Below are 15,643 nucleotides of genomic sequence, written 5' to 3'. Positions count from 1 at the left end.
ATTTTCTGACTTACTCACGCTGTAATTATGGCCCTGTCCTCTCATGCCGTTCCGTCCACTTGTTGCTACTGCGGCGTCGGCTGCGGGGTGCTGGTCAAGCCGGAAAAGAACGGCGACGTGACCGTGACGGGCAACCCCGACTATCCCGTGAACCGCGGGGCGCTGTGCAGCAAGGGCCTGAATCTGCAGTACACCGTCAATGACCGGACGGACCGGCTGCTGTTTCCGCAGATGCGCTACAGCCGCAGCCGCCCGTTGCAGCGGGTGAGCTGGGACGAGGCCCTGGAGCGCACGGCCGCCGTGTTCAAAACCTTCATTGCGCAGTACGGCCCCGACTCAGTGGCGTTCTACGCCTCGGGCCAGTGCCTGACCGAGGAGTACTACGTGCTCAACAAGCTGATGAAGGGCTTTATCGGCTCGAACAACCTCGACACCAACTCCCGCCTGTGCATGAGCAGCGCGGTGGTGGGCTACAAAATGGCCCTCGGCGAAGACAGCGTGCCGGTCTGCTACGACGACATTGAGCTTTCCGACTGTCTGCTGGTGACCGGGGCCAACCCGGCCTGGTGCCACCCCATTCTGTGGCGCCGGGTAGAAGCCCACAAAGCCGCCAACCCGGCTACCCGAATCATCGTCGTGGACCCGCGCGTGACGGACACCTGCGCCCTGGCCGACGTGCACCTGCAGCTCATCCCCGGCACCGACGTGGTGCTGAACCAGGCCCTGGCCCGGGTGCTGTTGGAAAATGGCGACCTAGACCTGGCTTTTATTGGGCAGCACGCCGAAGGCTTCGAGCAGTACCAGCAGCTGATTCTGGAGCGCACCGTAGCCGAAGCCGCCGAGCTGTGCGGGGTGGCGGAGGCCGATATCCGCCTGGCGGCCGGCTACATTGGCTCGGCCCGGGCCTTTCTGTCGATGTGGACCATGGGTTTGAACCAGAGCGTGGTGGGCGTCGACAAAAACCTGAGCTTGCTGAACCTGCACCTGATAACCGGCCAGATCGGCAAGCCCGGAGCGGGGCCTTTGTCCCTGACCGGGCAGCCCAACGCCATGGGCGGGCGGGAAGTGGGGGGCCTCTCCAACCTGCTGCCGGCCCACCGCAACCTGGCCGACCCCGCCCACCGGGCCGAGGTGCAGCAGTTCTGGGGCAGCGGCCCATTAGCCTCAACGCCCGGCTACACGGCCACCGAAATGTTCGAAGCTCTGGAAGATGGCCGCCTTAAGGCCATCTGGATACTTTGCACCAACCCGCTGACCAGCCTGCCCAACGTGCGCCAGGCGGAGGCGGCGCTGGCCAAGGCCAAATTCGTGGTGGTGCAGGACATCAGCTCCAAGCCCGAAACCTTGGCTTACGCCGACGTGATTCTGCCCGCTGCAGCCTGGGCCGAGAAGGAAGGCACCATGACCAACTCCGAGCGGCGCATCAGCCACCTGCCCCAGGTAGTGGCCGCCCCCGGCGAAGCCCTGCCCGACGCGGAAATCATCTGCCGCTTTGCTCAGAAGATGGGTTTTGCTGGCTTCGACTTCCCGACGACCGAAGCCATCTACCAGGAGCACACCCGCCTGACAGCCGGTACTACGCTCGACATTACGGGCCTGACCTACGCGGTACTGCGCCAGCACGGCTCGGTGCAGTGGCCCTACCGCCCTGGCCAAGCTAATCCTGACACCGCCCGCCTCTTCACCGACCACCAGTTCTACACGCCCTCCGGTCGGGCCCTAATTCACCCCGTGGCCGCCGTATTCCGCAGCGAAGTTCCCGACCAGGATTTTCCCTTCATCCTGACCACCGGCCGCATCCGGGACCAGTGGCACACGATGACCAAGACCGGCAAAGTCAGCAAGCTGCGCCAGCACATTCCCCAGCCCTTTGTGGAACTGCACCCCCGGGATGCGGCGGCGCTTGGCGTGGCCGAAGGGGAGCTGGTGACGGTCAGCTCCCGGCGGGGCGAGGTGCGGGTGGCGGCGCGGCTGAGCGCAGGCATTCGGCCGGGCGTGGTGTTTCTGCCCATGCACTGGGGCAAACAGCTCGGCTCGGATTTACACCGGGCCAACAACCTGACCTCGGGGGCGGTGGACCCCATTTCCAAGGAGCCCGACTTTAAGTTCTGCGCCGTGCAGCTCGAAAAGTACCGCAAGCCCCGGCAGCGCATCGTGGTGGTGGGAGCGGGGGCCGGCGCCTTTGGCTTCGTGCAGGCTTACCGGGAGCTGAACCAGGCCGACAGCATCACTATTTTCAGCAAGGAAGACTTCCCGTTCTACAACCGGGTGATGCTGCCCGACTACATCAGCGGGCACCAGCACTGGGAGCAGCTGGTGAAAATGCGCGACGAGGAGGAGCCCGGCTATAATATCGAGCTGCGCCGCGGCGTGAGCGTGGAGGAAATCAATCGGGCGGAGAAATACGTGGTGGACTCCCGCGGGCAGCGCACCGACTACGACGTGCTGCTGCTGGCCACCGGCAGCCGGGCGGCCGTGCCCCGCAACGTGCCCGCCCTGCCCGGCATCTTCACCATGCGCAGCCGCCTCGATGCCGACGCGTTCAAAAGCCATTTGCCGGCCCAGAATGCCCACGTCGTCATCGTGGGCGGGGGGCTGCTGGGTTTGGAAATGGCAGCCTCTCTGCGCGAAACCGGGGTGCGGGTATCCATCATTCAGCGGATTTCCCGCTTTCTGGATCGGCAGCTCGATGCCCTAGGCAGCCTGCTGCTGCAGGAAGAAATGGTGGACCAGGGCTGCGAGCTGTACTTCAACGACGAGGTGGAGCTGTTCTACGGCCGTACCCGCCTGAGTGGCGTGGGCCTGAAAAGCGGCCGCCGCCTCGACTGCGACGCGCTGATTCTGGCCATCGGTACGGTGCCCAACCTGGAGCTGGCCCGGGAAAGTGGGCTGGCGTGTCGCCGCGGCGTGGTGGTGAATGAGCGGCTGCAAACCTCTGACTTCAGCGTGTTTGCCGTGGGCGAAATTGCCGAGTTTGAAGGCACGCTCTACGGCATCACGGCCGCCGCCGAGCAGCAGGCCGCCGTGGTGGCCCGCTACCTGAGTGGCGACGTGGGCAGCCGCTACCGGGGCAGCACCTTCATGAACATCATCAAAATTCACGGCTTCGACCTCTGCAGCATTGGTCTGCCCGAGTGCCCCGCGCAGGATGGCAGCTACGAGGAAATTACCTTCATCGACAAGGCCCGGCGCTACTACAAGAAGTGCATCGTGCACCAGGACCGGCTCGTCGGCGCCATCCTCATCGGCGACAAAACCGAGTTCCAGGAATTTCGGGCGCTGATTGAGGGCAAAACCGAGCTCAGCGACAAACGCCTGCAGCTGCTGCGCAGTGGCCGGCCCGCCCCACCGGTCCTGGGCAAGCTCGTGTGCAGCTGCAATAACGTGGGCGCCGGCAACCTGCGCCAGGCCATAGCGGCCGGCTGCGATACGCTCAAGGGCCTGGGCACGGCCACCGGCGCGGGCACCGGCTGCGGCTCCTGCCGGCCCGAGGTGCAGCAGCTTCTGGCCGCAGAGCTGGCCGCTCTGGTTCCCACCACTTAAACCGCCCGCTGGCAGCCAGTACTGCCTAATTCCGCATGACTTCCCCTGAACCTTCCCTTTCGCTCGTCGCCGTAAACCTGCCTGGAGGCATTGTGCCGGCCGGCGACCTGCTGGCCGTGCTCAGCGCCGCCGAGGCGGCCGGCATCGAGCAGGTGCAGCTCGGGCACCGGCAGCAACTGCTGCTCACCGTGGAGCCCGCCCGGCGGCGCGCCCTGCTACAGGCCCTGGCCGCGGCCGATGTGCTGGCCGAGCCCGACCCGGAAGCCCGCCCTAATATCGTTAGCTCCTACGTGGGCGAGGACGTATTTTACAGCGCAGCTTGGCTGCGCGAGGGCGTGTACAAAGACATTCTGGACCTGTTCGACTACCGGCCCCGGCTGAAAATTAACCTGGTCGACAGCCGGCAGACGTTTGTGCCGTTTTTTACCGGCCACCTTAATTTCATTGCCGCCGAAACCAGCAACTACTGGCACCTGCACCTGCGCTTTCCCCGCACCGGCCACCTCTACACCTGGCCCCACTTGGTGTATTCCGAAGACGTGCCGGGGCTGAGCGCGGCCATAGAGCGGGTGCTGCTGCCGACGGTGGGCCAGTTTGACAACGACCTGACGACGGCCGGCATCCGGCTGTACGCCCAGGTTAGCGCCGCCCAGCCCCTGGGCCCGCGGGTGGTGGCCGGGCCGCTGGCGCTGCCGCCGTTTATGCTGCCCTACTACGAGGGCTTCAACCGCAGCGGGCAGCAACTCTGGCTGGGTATCTACCGACGCAACGAGCAGTTTTCGCTGGCTTTTCTGCGGGATATGGCCCAGGTGTGTTTGCAAACGCGGGTGGGGCAGCTCTGCACCACTCCCTGGAAGTCGTTGATTATAAAAGGAATTTCCCCGGCTGACCGACCGCAGTGGGATGCCGTGCTCTGCCGCCACCGCCTCAACGTGCGGCACGCGGCCAACGAGCTGAACTGGCAGGTCGAGGATAACTGCCCCACCGGCCTGGCCCTCAAGCACGAGCTGGTGCGCTACCTTAACGAGGAAGATGTGCGCACCTACCAGCTCTGCTTTGCCATCAAAACCCGGCCCCAGACCGGCTTGTTCGGCTCCATCATCATCCGCACCCAGCCGGGCCGCGCCGGCGGGGCCGAGCAGTACGAAGTCCTGCATACCCGCGACTTCAACCCCAACTCCCGCGACTTCGTGTCTTTCCGCCAGCAAGTGCGCCCCGATATGCTGGGCTGGTACTTGGCCGAGCTATGCCACCAGTTCTACGCCCAAACCGGGGCCGAAACGCCGCCGGAGCCGGAAACAACCGCGCAGCTCCCGGCCGAAAACCCGCCGCCCGCTGCCGAGGCCCTGCCGCGCTGCCGCCGCTGCCTGACGATGTACGACCCGGCCTACGGGGACCCGCAGCAGGGCGTCGCGCCGGGCACGGCGTGGGCCGCACTGCCCAATTATCATTGCCCCACCTGCGAGGCTCCGGCGGCCGAGTTCGAGCCTTGGGACGAGCCGGTAGCTGCGGGGCTGAGCTCCATCGGGGCGGCTCCGTAGCCAGCCTGGTTATGGCCTTGCGCTTTCATCTTCACCCAATCCTTGCTCCATGCTTTCCCCACCCAGTGCCAATCCGCTTTTTCCGGTCTTTCTCAAATTGGAGCAGCTGCGCGTGCTGCTCGTGGGTGGCGGCAACGTGGGCCTGGAAAAGCTCACCGCCATTATGCGCAGCAGCCCGGCCACGGCCGTCACGGTGGTCAGCATCACCTTTCTGCCCGCGCTGCGGGAGCTGGCCGCCCGGTATCCGCAGGTGCAGCTGCGCGAAGAACCCTACACCGACGCCCTGCTGGAACAAGCCGACATCGTGTTTGCCGCCACCGACGACCCGGCCCTGCACGCGCGCATCAAACAAGCCGCCCGCAGCCGCCACCTGCTGGTGAACGTGGCCGACACGCCCCCGCTGTGCGACTTCTACCTCTCGTCGGTGGTGCAGAAAGGGGCGCTGAAAATTGCGGTTTCCACCAATGGCCAGTCGCCCACGGTGGCCAAGCGGGTGCGGGCCGTGCTGGAGGAAGCCCTGCCCGAGGAGCTCGACGCAGTGCTGCAGAAGATGCCCGCCATCCGCCAGCAACTCACCGGCGACTTTGCCGCCAAGGTCCGCACCCTGAACGCAGTAACGGCCGGGCTGGCCGGCGGCCCGGGCTACGAGGCTCCCGCTACGCGGCGGTGGCGGCGCTTGGCCTGGGGCGCGTTGCTGGCTGCCGGGGCCCTGGCCACCGTGCAGGCCCGGGCTTGGCTTTCCTCTTCCGACTCCAAAGACCAGACCCCTTGAGTAGCCCGCAGGAAAATATGATGAATGTGGTACCGGAGCTGTACGTGGTAGGCGCCGGCCCCGGCGACCCGGAGCTGCTCACGCTCAAAGCCCACCGGGTGCTGCAAACCGCCGCCGTTATTCTCTACGACAACCTGGCCAACCAGGAGCTGCTAGCCCTGGCCCCGGCCGGCTGTGAGTGCCTGTATGTGGGCAAAAAGCCCTACGGCGACTACACGCCCCAGGAAACCATTCACGCCCTGATCCTGGAAAAAGCCCGGAGCCGGGGCCGCGTTATCCGCCTCAAGGGCGGCGACCCGTTCATCTTCGGGCGGGGTTTCGAGGAAATTCTGTTTGCCCGCGCCCACGGCATTGCCACCCACTATATCCCCGGCATTTCCAGCATGCAGGCCCTGGGCTTCGAGGATATTCCCCTGACCCACCGCATCGTGAGTGAGGGCGTCTGGATGGTAACGGGCACCAAAAAGGATGGTAGCCTGTCGGCCGACCTGCGCCTGGCTATGCAGAGCAACTCCACCGTGGTGATTTACATGGGCCTGAAAAAAGCCGCCGAAATTGCCGCCGCCTACTGCGAAATGGGCAAGGGCGACACGCCGGCCGCCGTGGTGCAGCACCTCACTTTGCCCCAGCGCAAACTGGCCGTGGGGCCCGTACGCACCCTGCCCGCGCTGGTAGCCAGCCAGCAGATTACCTACCCCGCGCTTATTGTAATAGGGGCGGTGGTGGGCCTGGGGCACGATGTTACGGGGCATTTTCTAGGCCAGCGCCTTAGCCACCAGGCTCTGGGCCTCGGCGGGCAGTGGGAGCTGTAGAGCCAGTGCGTGGCCCTGGGCGCTCATCTTACGCCAGGTTTTCTGCACGATGTCGATGATTTTCTCCTCGGGGTGCTGGCGGGCAAAATCCAGAAAGTAGTATTCCAGAAACACTAGGCAAATCACGTCTTCCAATAGCTGCACATCGGCGTCGCGGGTGAGTTGTTGCTTTTGCAGCAAGGCCTGCACCCGGGCAATGGTGGCCTCATCGTAGCCTACCTCGACTAAGATCTGGCCGGCTACCTCGGCATGGTATTTCTTAAGCGTGTTGCGCCACTGGTGGTAGCCGGCGCGGTCCATGGGGAAGTCCTGGCGCGGAATAACCCAGCGGCGAATGTGCTGGCCGCGGGCCGCCAGCTGCACGGCCTCCGGGGCTGCGGGGGCTACGCGGGCCAGGCAGGCACTCATCCGGTGTCCGTAGAGTAGCTCCTTGGGCCAGGCACGACCTTCCGCGTCCGTATCCTGGTTAGGATCTTCGCCATTCAGGGTATCAAACTTTTCGAGGGCCGCCGCAAAGCGGGCAGAGGGCAGAGGCATAGCACGGACACGTAGGGAGGAAGAAACGGGCGAAGGCGGGGTTAGCCAAAGATAAGACCTTGCACCTAGGCTAAGTCAAGGGAAAGCCGCGGCTAGTACTTGCGCAAGCCAGCGGCGAAGGCCAGTAATTCGGTCGAGGCCAGCGCCTGGTACAGCTGGTCGTAGATGGGCTGCAGGGCGGTGCGGCTGGTGCCCAGGGCCCGTAGCAGCAATACGCCGGGGCGGGCCTGCGTGAGGGCCACCACGCAGTCGTGGGCCGATACATCAACGGGCAGGCCGGCGCGGGTCTGGGTTTGCTGGGCCTGAAGCACGGCTGCCAGCTGTTGATAGCGGGCGTCGTGGGGGGAGCCGGCCAGGTACACGGCCAGGGACGTTTGGTGCTGGCGGAAGTGGGCGGGTGAGGTGGCAATGTGTTCCTCGGGCCGAAACGCGAACCGGTCGAGTACCGTCAGCCGTTCTTCCTGGCTGATGCGCAACTCCGACTCGTACCCGGTGAAGGCAAACTGCTCCCCGCTATCGATGCGGCCGGAGTGAAACCAGTCGGCCAGCAGGAGCAGGGCGCCAGCGGCCAGGTGCCAGTGCTGGTGCTGGCGGTAGCGGCTCTGAGCCTGCAATACAATGGGGTCGGGCAGGACTACGGCCAGGGCCCCCGCCGCTACGTGGGCCTCCGTGAGCTGCTCGGCTACGGCGCCATCATCGGAGCGGTACACGCGGGTGTTGGCCTGGGTGCTGAGCAGCAGGCGCGCCCCGGGCTGCACGGCCACGCGCAGGCGGATAACGTCGCCGGCCAGCAGACCGCCCCCGTAGCTGCTGAGCACCACGTGGCAGCTGCCGGCCGCGGTGCGCGGGCTCAGCAGTTTCAGGGGTTGCACGTTGCGGCGCACCGTCAGCACCGACTGGCCGCGCACGGCCGTCACTTCCACTTCACTCCACAACGACGAATCGGACATAGCTAGGGGCTGAACGGCAAATATGCAGCCCTCAGCACGGCAAACGGCCACTTTCGCCCAGAAAAATCAGGGAAAGTGGCCGCTCGGGTATAATGGAAAAGAAATGCTAGTTAACTGTGCCGCACCAGTTGGCGCCCTTGCATTTGGGTGCCGACAGAATTACCTGGTCGACGTCGTACTGCACTAGGGTGGCGATGCAGGCCCGGGCGGGTACCTCGCCGTTGGTGGCCAAGCGTAGTCCCGCCCAGAATACTTTGGTTTCGGGAATAAGAGCGGGCGTTTCGGAGTAAGTGGCAACCACGTTGGCGTAGCTCACGCCCTCAATGGTAACGGTTTTGCCTAACGGAACATCCGTGGGGAGTTGAAGCAGGGTGCCGTTGCAGCTCTGCCCTAGCAGGGTTACCTGCACGCAGTCGGTTTGCGGAGCGGTTTCGTCGTCTTCGCCACAACCACTCAGCACCCCAAACGAGGTGACTCCCAAAAACAGGAAGGGAAGAATTTTTTTCATAGCTCTGAAAGGTCAAACGTACCCTCAAATGAGCCTTCACGCCCGCCGACGGTTGCAAGCGGGTTGCGCGTTTTTACGGGCCACGGCTAGCTGTCTGCCGACGGCCACGTAGCCAGCAGGTCCCGCACCTGCGCGGTGAGGCGGGCGGGCTCGGCGGTGTCGAGCAGGCGGGCATCCAGGCCTATGCAGGTGGCGCCGGCCTTTTTCCATTCGGCCAGGCTTTCGGGAGTGGGCTGAATGCCGCCGGTGGCCATGAGGGGAAGGTGAGGGAGCGGGCCGCGCAGAATCTGCAGGTAGGCAGGCGTGAGGTAGGCCGAGGGAAACAGCTTAACGATGGTAGCGCCCAGGCGGTGGGCCTCGTACACCTCATTCAGCGTTTGGGCGCCGGGCAGCCAGGCCAGGTCATAGCTGCGGCACACGGCGGCCACATCGGGGCTGCACACGGGCTGAATGATGAAGTCGGCGCCGGACTCGATAAAGCGGCCGGCTTCTTCGGCCGTGAAAATGGTGCCCGCCCCCAGCAGTAACTCGGGGTAGTCGGCCTCCACAAAGCGCTGCAGGCGCGTGAAAATGGCGTGGGCCTCGGGGCCGCGGTTGGTGAACTCAAATAGCCGCACACCGGCCTCGTAGCAGGCGGCCAGCACCCGGCGGGCGTAGTCTTCCTGCGCGTGGTAAAAAACCGGAATAAGCGGGTGCTGCCGGGCCTGAGCCAGGGTATGAGCGGAAGGGAAACGAGGCATTTCGAATGTTTCTAGTTTATGGTTTCTGGTTGCTAGTTCACTTACGTATATGGGCAACTAGCAACCAGAAACTAACCTAAAGGGCATACTCACCCAAGGCGCGGTACACGTCGTAGATGCTTTGGTCGTCGCGGAAGGTGCGGCCGATGGGAGCGGCCATGCCGCGTACCCAGATGTAGAGCTCCGATTCCAGGTCGAAATGACCGGTAGTTTCCATGGAGAACCGCTCGATGCTGCGGTATGGAACACTCATGATTTCGCGCTTCTTGCCCGTTACGCCCTGCTTATCCACCAGCAACAGACGCTGATTGGTGAAGATGATCTGGTCGCGCAGGATGGCGTAGGCTTTTTCCACCCGCTCATCGACGGCCAGAATGCGGTTCAGTTCCTGCTGAATCTGTTGCGCGTCGTTTTCGGAAGCGTTGCCGAGGAGGCCGTCGAGAAGTCCCATAAGTAATGGTGAGGTGGTGAAACAGAGAAGATACAGAGAAAATGAAGTCAGGCGTTATGATGCAGATACGGCTATTCGCCACCGCGAGGAACCATACCATTGGTCTCCACGGCACTGGGGCGTAGAAAGTGCTTGCGTGGGAATATTCGGGTGAAAAAGCGCCGCGTGAATAGGTGCCGGTTGGGTTTTACATCCTTCCACTATTAAACCTGCCAGACTCATACAACCAATTGAGAATGGCACCAAACGATACTCAGGAAACCAACCCAAGATGGCCGCCTCCAGGGTATGGAAGAGCTCTGTGTACTCCTCGTACGGTGAAACCGTTACCGCGTGAATTGCCTCATGCGGTAACAAGGTGGTTTTGGGGGCAGGATTCCCCATAAGATGCCAGGTTTCGGACAACTCCACGCTGGAAGTATCAAGGGCATATATAGTGAAATAGGGACCCAGCAAGCTTATGGCAAAATGTAGTGTCTTTCGATGCGTACCTATATTTGCCGCTCGTTTCCGGATGGGTATATAGCCTTGGTAAGATGGGTAAACACCCTCCTCCTGATGAACCGGCTTTTTCGTCTGCTCCCTTAAGTGTTCCTGAAAAGGTTTCCAGCGTCGCCTGAACGCGGGATAGTCGCTGAGTCGCTCCGATATGATCTGCTCAAGCGCAATCTGCCCCGGGTAGCTTTCCGCAAACCCTGACCTATCGGGCGTGTGGTGCAAACCCAGCGGATAGTATTGCTGGATAGTAGTATACAGTGGCCAATAATTGTGCTGGTTGTAGAAATGAAAGTCGGGCATGCCGTCAGGTTCACGGGCCAGATAACAAAAACAGCCGGACCAAGCGGCCCGGCTGTTGAAAGCTAGCAGAAAAGACGGAATTAGTTGGTGCCGCCGGAGCTGGTGCCGGCCGGCTTCTGCTCCAGTTTCTGCATGGAAGTTTGCTGCTGCATGGGATTCTGCTGCTGGCGCTGCTGCTGCTCAAACAGCTCGAAGCGCGAGGGCGCGGTCCGGTTCGGGTAGGCGTTGTTGCTCAAGTCCGTGTCGGCGGTTTCCAGGAAGGGGTCCAGCACGAAGCTCACCACGGGCTTTTCGGTGATGAACACCTTCGTTACCTGCGCATTGTTTTTGCGCCAGATTTCGGCCGGAATGTTCACCACTTCCTGTTTGCCATCCTCGTAGGTCATCTGCACCACCACGGGCATGGTCAGGCCGCCCAGGTTTTTCAGGCTCACCTCGTAGAAGTGCAGGCCGCTGTTGAGGCGCTGCTGCTGCTCGGGCGTGAGCTTGGCCACGTAGTCCTGGTAGCGCTTTTTGTCGGCTTCGGTAGCGGCCAGCGGATCGTAGGCGTTGTAGAAGTCGTTGAGCTGGGGCTTATCGTCCACCAACGTGCGCTTGATGTCCTGCAGGTTGCGCTGCTCCGAAAGGGTTTTGGGCGCGGCATTCAGCAGCTCCCGCTTGCGGGCGTTTTCGATTTCCGGGTTTTTTGAGTCGATGGTGTACCACTTCACGCCCTCAATGGCCAGGTCGGTGTGGTCGGTGGTGTAGAACCAGCCGCGCCAGAACCAGTCGAGGTCGGTGCCGGAGGCGTCTTCCATGGTGCGGAAGAAGTCGGCGGGCTCGGGGTGCTTGTAGGCCCAGCGGCGTGCGTACTCCTTGAAAGCGTAGTCGAAGAGCTGACGGCCCAGGATGGTTTCGCGCAGGATGTTGAGGCCGGTCGCGGGCTTGGCGTAGGCATTGGGCCCAAACTGCAGCACCGATTCCGAGTTGGTCATGATGGGCGTCTGCACATTTTTGCCGGTGCGCATGTAGTCCACAATCAGCTTCGGCTCGCCGCGGCGGGAAGGGTAGTTACGCTCCCATTCCTGCTCGGTGAGGTACTGCACGAAGGTGTTCAGGCCCTCATCCATCCACGTCCACTGCCGCTCATCGGAGTTGATGATCATGGGGAAGAAGTTGTGGCCTACCTCGTGAATAATCACGGAAATCATGCCGTACTTGGTGTTGGCCGAGTAGGTGCCGTCTTTCTCTGGGCGGCCACCGTTGAAGCACAACATGGGATACTCCATGCCACCCACCGGGCCGTGCACCGAAATAGCCACCGGGTACTCGTAGTCGATGGTGAACTTGGAGTAGGTTTTGATGGTGTGCGCCACCACCTCAGTAGAGTACTTGCCCCATAGCGGGTTGCCTTCCTTGGGGTAGTAGCTCATGCACATCACCGGCTTGCCGGCCTGCTTGATCTGCATGGCATCCCAGATAAACTTGCGCGAGGAGGCCCAGGCAAAGTCGCGCACGTTCTTGGCGGCGTAGGTCCAGGTTTTGGTGCCTTTGGCGCGCTTCTGCTCGGCGGCTTCGGCTTCCTGCTCGGTCACGATGAGCACCGGAGTTTTGGTGTTCTTGGCTTTTTCGAGGCGCTGGCGCTGGGTGGCGCTCAGCACGTCGCCGGGGTTCTGCAGCACGCCCGTGGCGCCCACCACGTGGTCGGCGGGGGCGGTGATGCTCACGCGGTAGTCACCGAAGGGCAGGGCAAACTCTCCGTTGCCGAGGAACTGCTTGTGCTGCCAGCCCTGGAAGTCGGAGTACACGGCCATGCGCGGGTAGAACTGGGCAATTTCGTAGAGGTAGTTCTTGTCCTCGGGGAAATACTCGTAGCCGCTGCGCTGGTTGATTTTCAGCTGGTCGTTGATGTTGTAGCTCCACTTGATGCTGAACGTCACGGCTTGCTTGGGCCGCAAGGGCGTGGGCAGGTCGATGCGCATCATGGTGTGGTTGATGACGTGGGGAAGCGCCTTGCCGCCTTTCAGCTTCACCTCCGAAATCTTGAAGCCCCCGTCGAAGTCCGAGTTCATCAGGTACTCCAGCCCCCGGAACGACATCTTGTCCGACAGCTCACCCACCTCCGTGGCCTGCGTGATGGACGTTTTGTCCAGGATGTTCTGGTCGAGCTGCACCCACAGGTACGTGAGTACGTCGGGCGAGAGGTTGGTGTAGGTAATGTCCTCCGAGCCGGTAATGGCCTGCTTCTCGTCGTCGAGCTTTACCTGGATGTTGTAGTCGGCGCGCTGCTGCCAGTACTGGCTACCGGGCGCGCCGGAGGCGGTGCGGTAGGTATTGGGGGTGGGCAGTTCCGGGCCCAGCTGGGCAAACTTATCGGTGCCGGAATTGGTAGTTTGCGCTGCCAGCGGACCGGCAGCCAGCACGGCCACGGCGGCCGAGCGTAACAAGTGTTTAAGCATTGAAGAGCGTAAATGCGTGGAGCGAGGCGAAAAAGTACAGCAAAACGGGCAGACAACAGGTAAAGTCACCGGTAAAGTGCCAGAAGTTGCACGGGCGGGGTGATGGGTGAATAAGAGAATGTGCTAATGTGGAGAATGTGCTGAAGTGCTAATGACGCTCCTGCCATTGCGAGGCATGTGGCGCATCAAGCCAGCGTCCGAAGCAAACGTGCCTAACCCCCGGATGTGACGAGCCCCTACACACGCGCAACGAGCTAAGAGCTTACTGGTAGAGAAGCGGGTCAGGCACATTGCCCGAGACGAGGGCTTCGGTATGGGCCTGATGTACCCCCTGCTCGCCATCCTCCCATTCACCTATTGACCAGCAGCACCAGCGCAATGCCCAGCGCCGCGCCACTGACCACCAAAAGCCAGTCGCGGCGGGCCACGCCGAGGCCGCGCAGCAGCAGGGCTCCGAGCAGCAAAATCAGGCCCACAATCAGCAGCTGGCCCAGCTCTACGCCCACGTTGAAGGCCAGCAGCTCCAGCACCGGGCGGCTCTGGCGGCCCAGCAGCTCGCGCAGGTAGCTGGAAAACCCAAGGCCGTGAATCAGCCCGAAGGTGGCTGCCAGGCCATTGGCGGAAGTGAAAATCAGGGTGGGCGACTGGCGAATAGGTGTAGGGCGGCTCGTGGCGCGCCCGGCCCGCGCCAAGTTCACTACGCACGTAAGCAGAATGGTTACCGGAATCAGGACCTCAATTACCTGGGGCGAGTACTGCACCACATTGAGCGTGGCCAGGGCCAGGGTGAGGGAGTGCCCCAGGGTGAAGCTGGTGACCAGGGCCACCACGCGGCGCCAGTCCTGCAGCACGTAGGGCGCGCACAAGGCCAGCAGAAACACGAGGTGGTCGTAGGCCTGCAGGTTGAAGATGTGGAAAAAGCCGAGCTGGAGGTAGGTGGTGAACGTGGAGGCCATGTGGCAAAAGTACACCGCGCGGGCAAATGCTGTTTTTCGGCCTTTTTCGAATAATTTGCGCCAAATAAAGTAGTTCGTATTCCGGTTGATATATGTGTAGATATTTTATGCTGAGCCTGCTCCTGCTCGGCTTGGTCCTGGAAGGCCACCCCCAGGCCCTCACGCCCACGCTGCCATCGGCTTACCCAACCGAACCCCGCCCAACCCGGGCCGATACGGCCCAGGCAGTACACGAATTGTTTAAAAGCCGGCGTACGGGAGGCCTTGCCTGGCCGCTAGTAGGCACGGTGGGCATGCTGGCGGCAATTCTGCCGGCGCAACAATCAACCAGCGCCGGCGTCTGGACGCCGGGGGTTATCGGCGGGGCGGCGTTGGTGGGCGTTGGCATAGGGAAGAGTGTGCGGTTCAAACGGAAAAACGAAACAGCCGTCCTGCGCGAACTGGCGCAAACCGGCCATCTGCCAGCTTACGTTAGCCGCCGTCTGCGGGGCCGCTACCGGCCTATACCCGGAATAGCTAAGGAAGAAAACCCGCTGCCGGCCCCTGGTACCGGCCCAGATAGCCTGCGGCGAAGCGCCGATCCGCTCACGCCCGGGCCGGTTGCGGCCAGCGCCCGGCAGGACACGCTGGATGCCATTACGGCGCTGTTCATGATGAAGCGGGTGAATGGGGAATGGCCGCTGGCCCTGGCCTTGCCGGGCTTGCGGCTGATGAGCAGCGGCACCCGCGAATACAATCCAGTCACGGGTAGTTGGGAAGAAACGCCGGCTTCGGGCGGCGCGGTGGCGGCCGGGCTGGGGCTGGCTGGGGTAGGACTTACGTATATGCTGGTCCGGCACACTACCTATAGCTACGAAAAGCTCAACGCCCTGCACGCTGCCTGCGCTGCGGGGGCGCCAATTCCGGCGCAGTACCGGGCGCAGCTGCAGCCGCGCCACTTTGCCAAAGCCGGCAAGTGGAAAGCCCGGCTGGCCCGCAGAGAAGCCCGCCGCCGTGGATAGGGGGCGGAGTAGGGTTAGGCTTCAATCGTGAGGCTAACCTGCTCAAAGTTGTTGACCGGGCGTTCCTACGCTTCAGGTTTCCTGGCAGCGGCCCTCTACCTTGTGCCGCCAATTTGTCGGCTATTGCTGCTTCAGCGTAGGGCTCTTGCTTTCTACGCCGCTATCATGCTACTAACTATGCGTTGTTATCTGATCTTACTAGCCTGTCTGCTGGGGCTGCTGGTGCCCGGCCGTGCGCAGCAAGTGGCCATTCCCGATTATGCCGTGGTGAGTGCACCGGTGGCAGCCGATTCGGCTCATGCTGTGGGCAAATTGTTTAGCCAGCGCCGGGCCGGAGCCAGGCTGCTACGGATTCCTGGGCTTATCGCGCTGGGTGTGGGAGCGGCTATCTTATTCAACACCCCGCAAGGTGGGACCACGCCCGTTTTGCTCGGCGGCGCGATGCTCACCAGCTTTAGTGTGGCCAAGAGTAGGAAGTGGAGTTCCGCGCAGGAACACGCTGTGCAGAACGACTACCTGCAGGGTAAGCCGCTGCCGAAGAGAATCCGTCGCCGGCTGCGGCACCGGCACTTCCAGCCATAGGCTCTATCTGAGTC

General features: G+C 62.7%; 14 protein-coding genes. 6 read left to right on the top strand and 8 right to left on the bottom strand.

Annotated features, from left to right (window positions below; all coding sequences use genetic code 11):
* The first annotated feature begins 27 nt into the window (after window positions 1-27).
* From FY528_RS09400 to cobA, 4 genes are read left to right on the top strand one after another with little or no spacing between them, the layout of a single operon-like run.
* Window positions 28-3,543 carry a nitrate reductase gene (locus FY528_RS09400; RefSeq protein ID WP_149070746.1) on the top strand — a complete coding sequence of 1,172 codons (3,516 nt, stop codon included), beginning with the start codon at window positions 28-30 and terminating at the stop codon, window positions 3,541-3,543.
* A 35-nt stretch (window positions 3,544-3,578) separates the two neighbouring features.
* The gene (locus FY528_RS09395) at window positions 3,579-5,084 is read left to right on the top strand and encodes a rubredoxin (protein WP_149070745.1); all 1,506 of its coding nucleotides are present in this window, start codon (window positions 3,579-3,581) and stop codon (window positions 5,082-5,084) included.
* Between the two features lie 49 nt (window positions 5,085-5,133).
* Complete coding sequence (locus tag FY528_RS09390) at window positions 5,134-5,856, top strand: precorrin-2 dehydrogenase/sirohydrochlorin ferrochelatase family protein (protein WP_149070744.1); 723 nt, start codon at window positions 5,134-5,136, stop codon at window positions 5,854-5,856.
* Window positions 5,857-5,873: 17 nt separating this feature from the next.
* The gene (gene cobA / locus FY528_RS09385) at window positions 5,874-6,668 is read left to right on the top strand and encodes a uroporphyrinogen-III C-methyltransferase (RefSeq protein WP_262383957.1); all 795 of its coding nucleotides are present in this window, start codon (window positions 5,874-5,876) and stop codon (window positions 6,666-6,668) included.
* Here the strand turns inward: cobA and FY528_RS09380 are convergent.
* The 8 genes from FY528_RS09380 to FY528_RS09345 all read right to left on the bottom strand — a co-directional run bounded on the left by FY528_RS09380 (window position 6,612) and on the right by FY528_RS09345 (window position 14,046).
* Window positions 6,612-7,205 carry a DUF4202 domain-containing protein gene (locus tag FY528_RS09380; protein ID WP_149070743.1) on the bottom strand — a complete coding sequence of 198 codons (594 nt, stop codon included), beginning with the start codon at window positions 7,203-7,205 and terminating at the stop codon, window positions 6,612-6,614. The two genes, cobA and FY528_RS09380, sit on opposite strands and share 57 nt — an antisense overlap.
* Window positions 7,206-7,297: 92 nt before the next feature.
* Complete coding sequence (locus FY528_RS09375) at window positions 7,298-8,155, bottom strand: urease accessory protein UreD (RefSeq protein ID WP_149070742.1); 858 nt, start codon at window positions 8,153-8,155, stop codon at window positions 7,298-7,300.
* A 106-nt stretch (window positions 8,156-8,261) separates the two neighbouring features.
* On the bottom strand, window positions 8,262-8,663 hold the full coding sequence (locus tag FY528_RS09370; RefSeq protein WP_149070741.1) for a hypothetical protein: 402 nt from the start codon (window positions 8,661-8,663) through the stop codon (window positions 8,262-8,264).
* An 86-nt stretch (window positions 8,664-8,749) separates the two neighbouring features.
* Window positions 8,750-9,403, bottom strand: coding sequence for a beta/alpha barrel domain-containing protein (locus tag FY528_RS09365; RefSeq protein WP_149070740.1), 654 nt, complete (start codon window positions 9,401-9,403; stop codon window positions 8,750-8,752).
* A gap of 76 nt (window positions 9,404-9,479) precedes the next feature.
* A complete protein-coding gene (locus tag FY528_RS09360) occupies window positions 9,480-9,854 on the bottom strand; it encodes a PH domain-containing protein (RefSeq protein WP_149070739.1) in 375 nt (124 codons plus the stop codon).
* 54 nt (window positions 9,855-9,908) lie between these two features.
* Window positions 9,909-10,652 carry a substrate-binding domain-containing protein gene (locus FY528_RS21430; RefSeq protein WP_149070738.1) on the bottom strand — a complete coding sequence of 248 codons (744 nt, stop codon included), beginning with the start codon at window positions 10,650-10,652 and terminating at the stop codon, window positions 9,909-9,911.
* Between the two features lie 80 nt (window positions 10,653-10,732).
* Window positions 10,733-13,090 carry a M1 family metallopeptidase gene (locus FY528_RS09350; protein WP_149070737.1) on the bottom strand — a complete coding sequence of 786 codons (2,358 nt, stop codon included), beginning with the start codon at window positions 13,088-13,090 and terminating at the stop codon, window positions 10,733-10,735.
* A 350-nt stretch (window positions 13,091-13,440) separates the two neighbouring features.
* Window positions 13,441-14,046: a HupE/UreJ family protein gene (locus FY528_RS09345; protein ID WP_149070736.1), complete on the bottom strand. Its 606-nt coding sequence runs from the start codon at window positions 14,044-14,046 to the stop codon at window positions 13,441-13,443.
* A gap of 107 nt (window positions 14,047-14,153) precedes the next feature.
* Here FY528_RS09345 and FY528_RS09340 point away from each other — a divergent pair, with 107 nt between their 5' ends.
* Window positions 14,154-15,047 carry a hypothetical protein gene (locus FY528_RS09340; protein ID WP_187632062.1) on the top strand — a complete coding sequence of 298 codons (894 nt, stop codon included), beginning with the start codon at window positions 14,154-14,156 and terminating at the stop codon, window positions 15,045-15,047.
* Window positions 15,048-15,224: 177 nt separating this feature from the next.
* A complete protein-coding gene (locus FY528_RS09335) occupies window positions 15,225-15,629 on the top strand; it encodes a hypothetical protein (RefSeq protein ID WP_149070734.1) in 405 nt (134 codons plus the stop codon).
* The last annotated feature ends 14 nt before the right edge of the window (window positions 15,630-15,643 follow it).

The sequence above is a fragment of the Hymenobacter lutimineralis genome (genome assembly GCF_008271285.1).
In the GTDB taxonomy this organism is placed as follows: Bacteria; Bacteroidota; Bacteroidia; order Cytophagales; family Hymenobacteraceae; genus Hymenobacter; species Hymenobacter lutimineralis.
This window is presented reverse-complemented; position numbering and strand designations above follow the sequence as displayed.

Coding starts and splice junctions, on each gene's coding strand:
- FY528_RS09400 (WP_149070746.1), top strand. CDS start 28: ATGGCCCTGTCCTCTCATGCCGTTCCGTCCACTTGTTGCTACTGCGGC.
- FY528_RS09395 (WP_149070745.1), top strand. CDS start 3,579: ATGACTTCCCCTGAACCTTCCCTTTCGCTCGTCGCCGTAAACCTGCCT.
- FY528_RS09390 (WP_149070744.1), top strand. CDS start 5,134: ATGCTTTCCCCACCCAGTGCCAATCCGCTTTTTCCGGTCTTTCTCAAA.
- cobA (WP_262383957.1), top strand. CDS start 5,874: ATGATGAATGTGGTACCGGAGCTGTACGTGGTAGGCGCCGGCCCCGGC.
- FY528_RS09380 (WP_149070743.1), bottom strand. CDS start 7,205: ATGCCTCTGCCCTCTGCCCGCTTTGCGGCGGCCCTCGAAAAGTTTGAT.
- FY528_RS09375 (WP_149070742.1), bottom strand. CDS start 8,155: ATGTCCGATTCGTCGTTGTGGAGTGAAGTGGAAGTGACGGCCGTGCGC.
- FY528_RS09370 (WP_149070741.1), bottom strand. CDS start 8,663: ATGAAAAAAATTCTTCCCTTCCTGTTTTTGGGAGTCACCTCGTTTGGG.
- FY528_RS09365 (WP_149070740.1), bottom strand. CDS start 9,403: ATGCCTCGTTTCCCTTCCGCTCATACCCTGGCTCAGGCCCGGCAGCAC.
- FY528_RS09360 (WP_149070739.1), bottom strand. CDS start 9,854: ATGGGACTTCTCGACGGCCTCCTCGGCAACGCTTCCGAAAACGACGCG.
- FY528_RS21430 (WP_149070738.1), bottom strand. CDS start 10,652: ATGCCCGACTTTCATTTCTACAACCAGCACAATTATTGGCCACTGTAT.
- FY528_RS09350 (WP_149070737.1), bottom strand. CDS start 13,090: ATGCTTAAACACTTGTTACGCTCGGCCGCCGTGGCCGTGCTGGCTGCC.
- FY528_RS09345 (WP_149070736.1), bottom strand. CDS start 14,046: ATGGCCTCCACGTTCACCACCTACCTCCAGCTCGGCTTTTTCCACATC.
- FY528_RS09340 (WP_187632062.1), top strand. CDS start 14,154: ATGCTGAGCCTGCTCCTGCTCGGCTTGGTCCTGGAAGGCCACCCCCAG.
- FY528_RS09335 (WP_149070734.1), top strand. CDS start 15,225: ATGCGTTGTTATCTGATCTTACTAGCCTGTCTGCTGGGGCTGCTGGTG.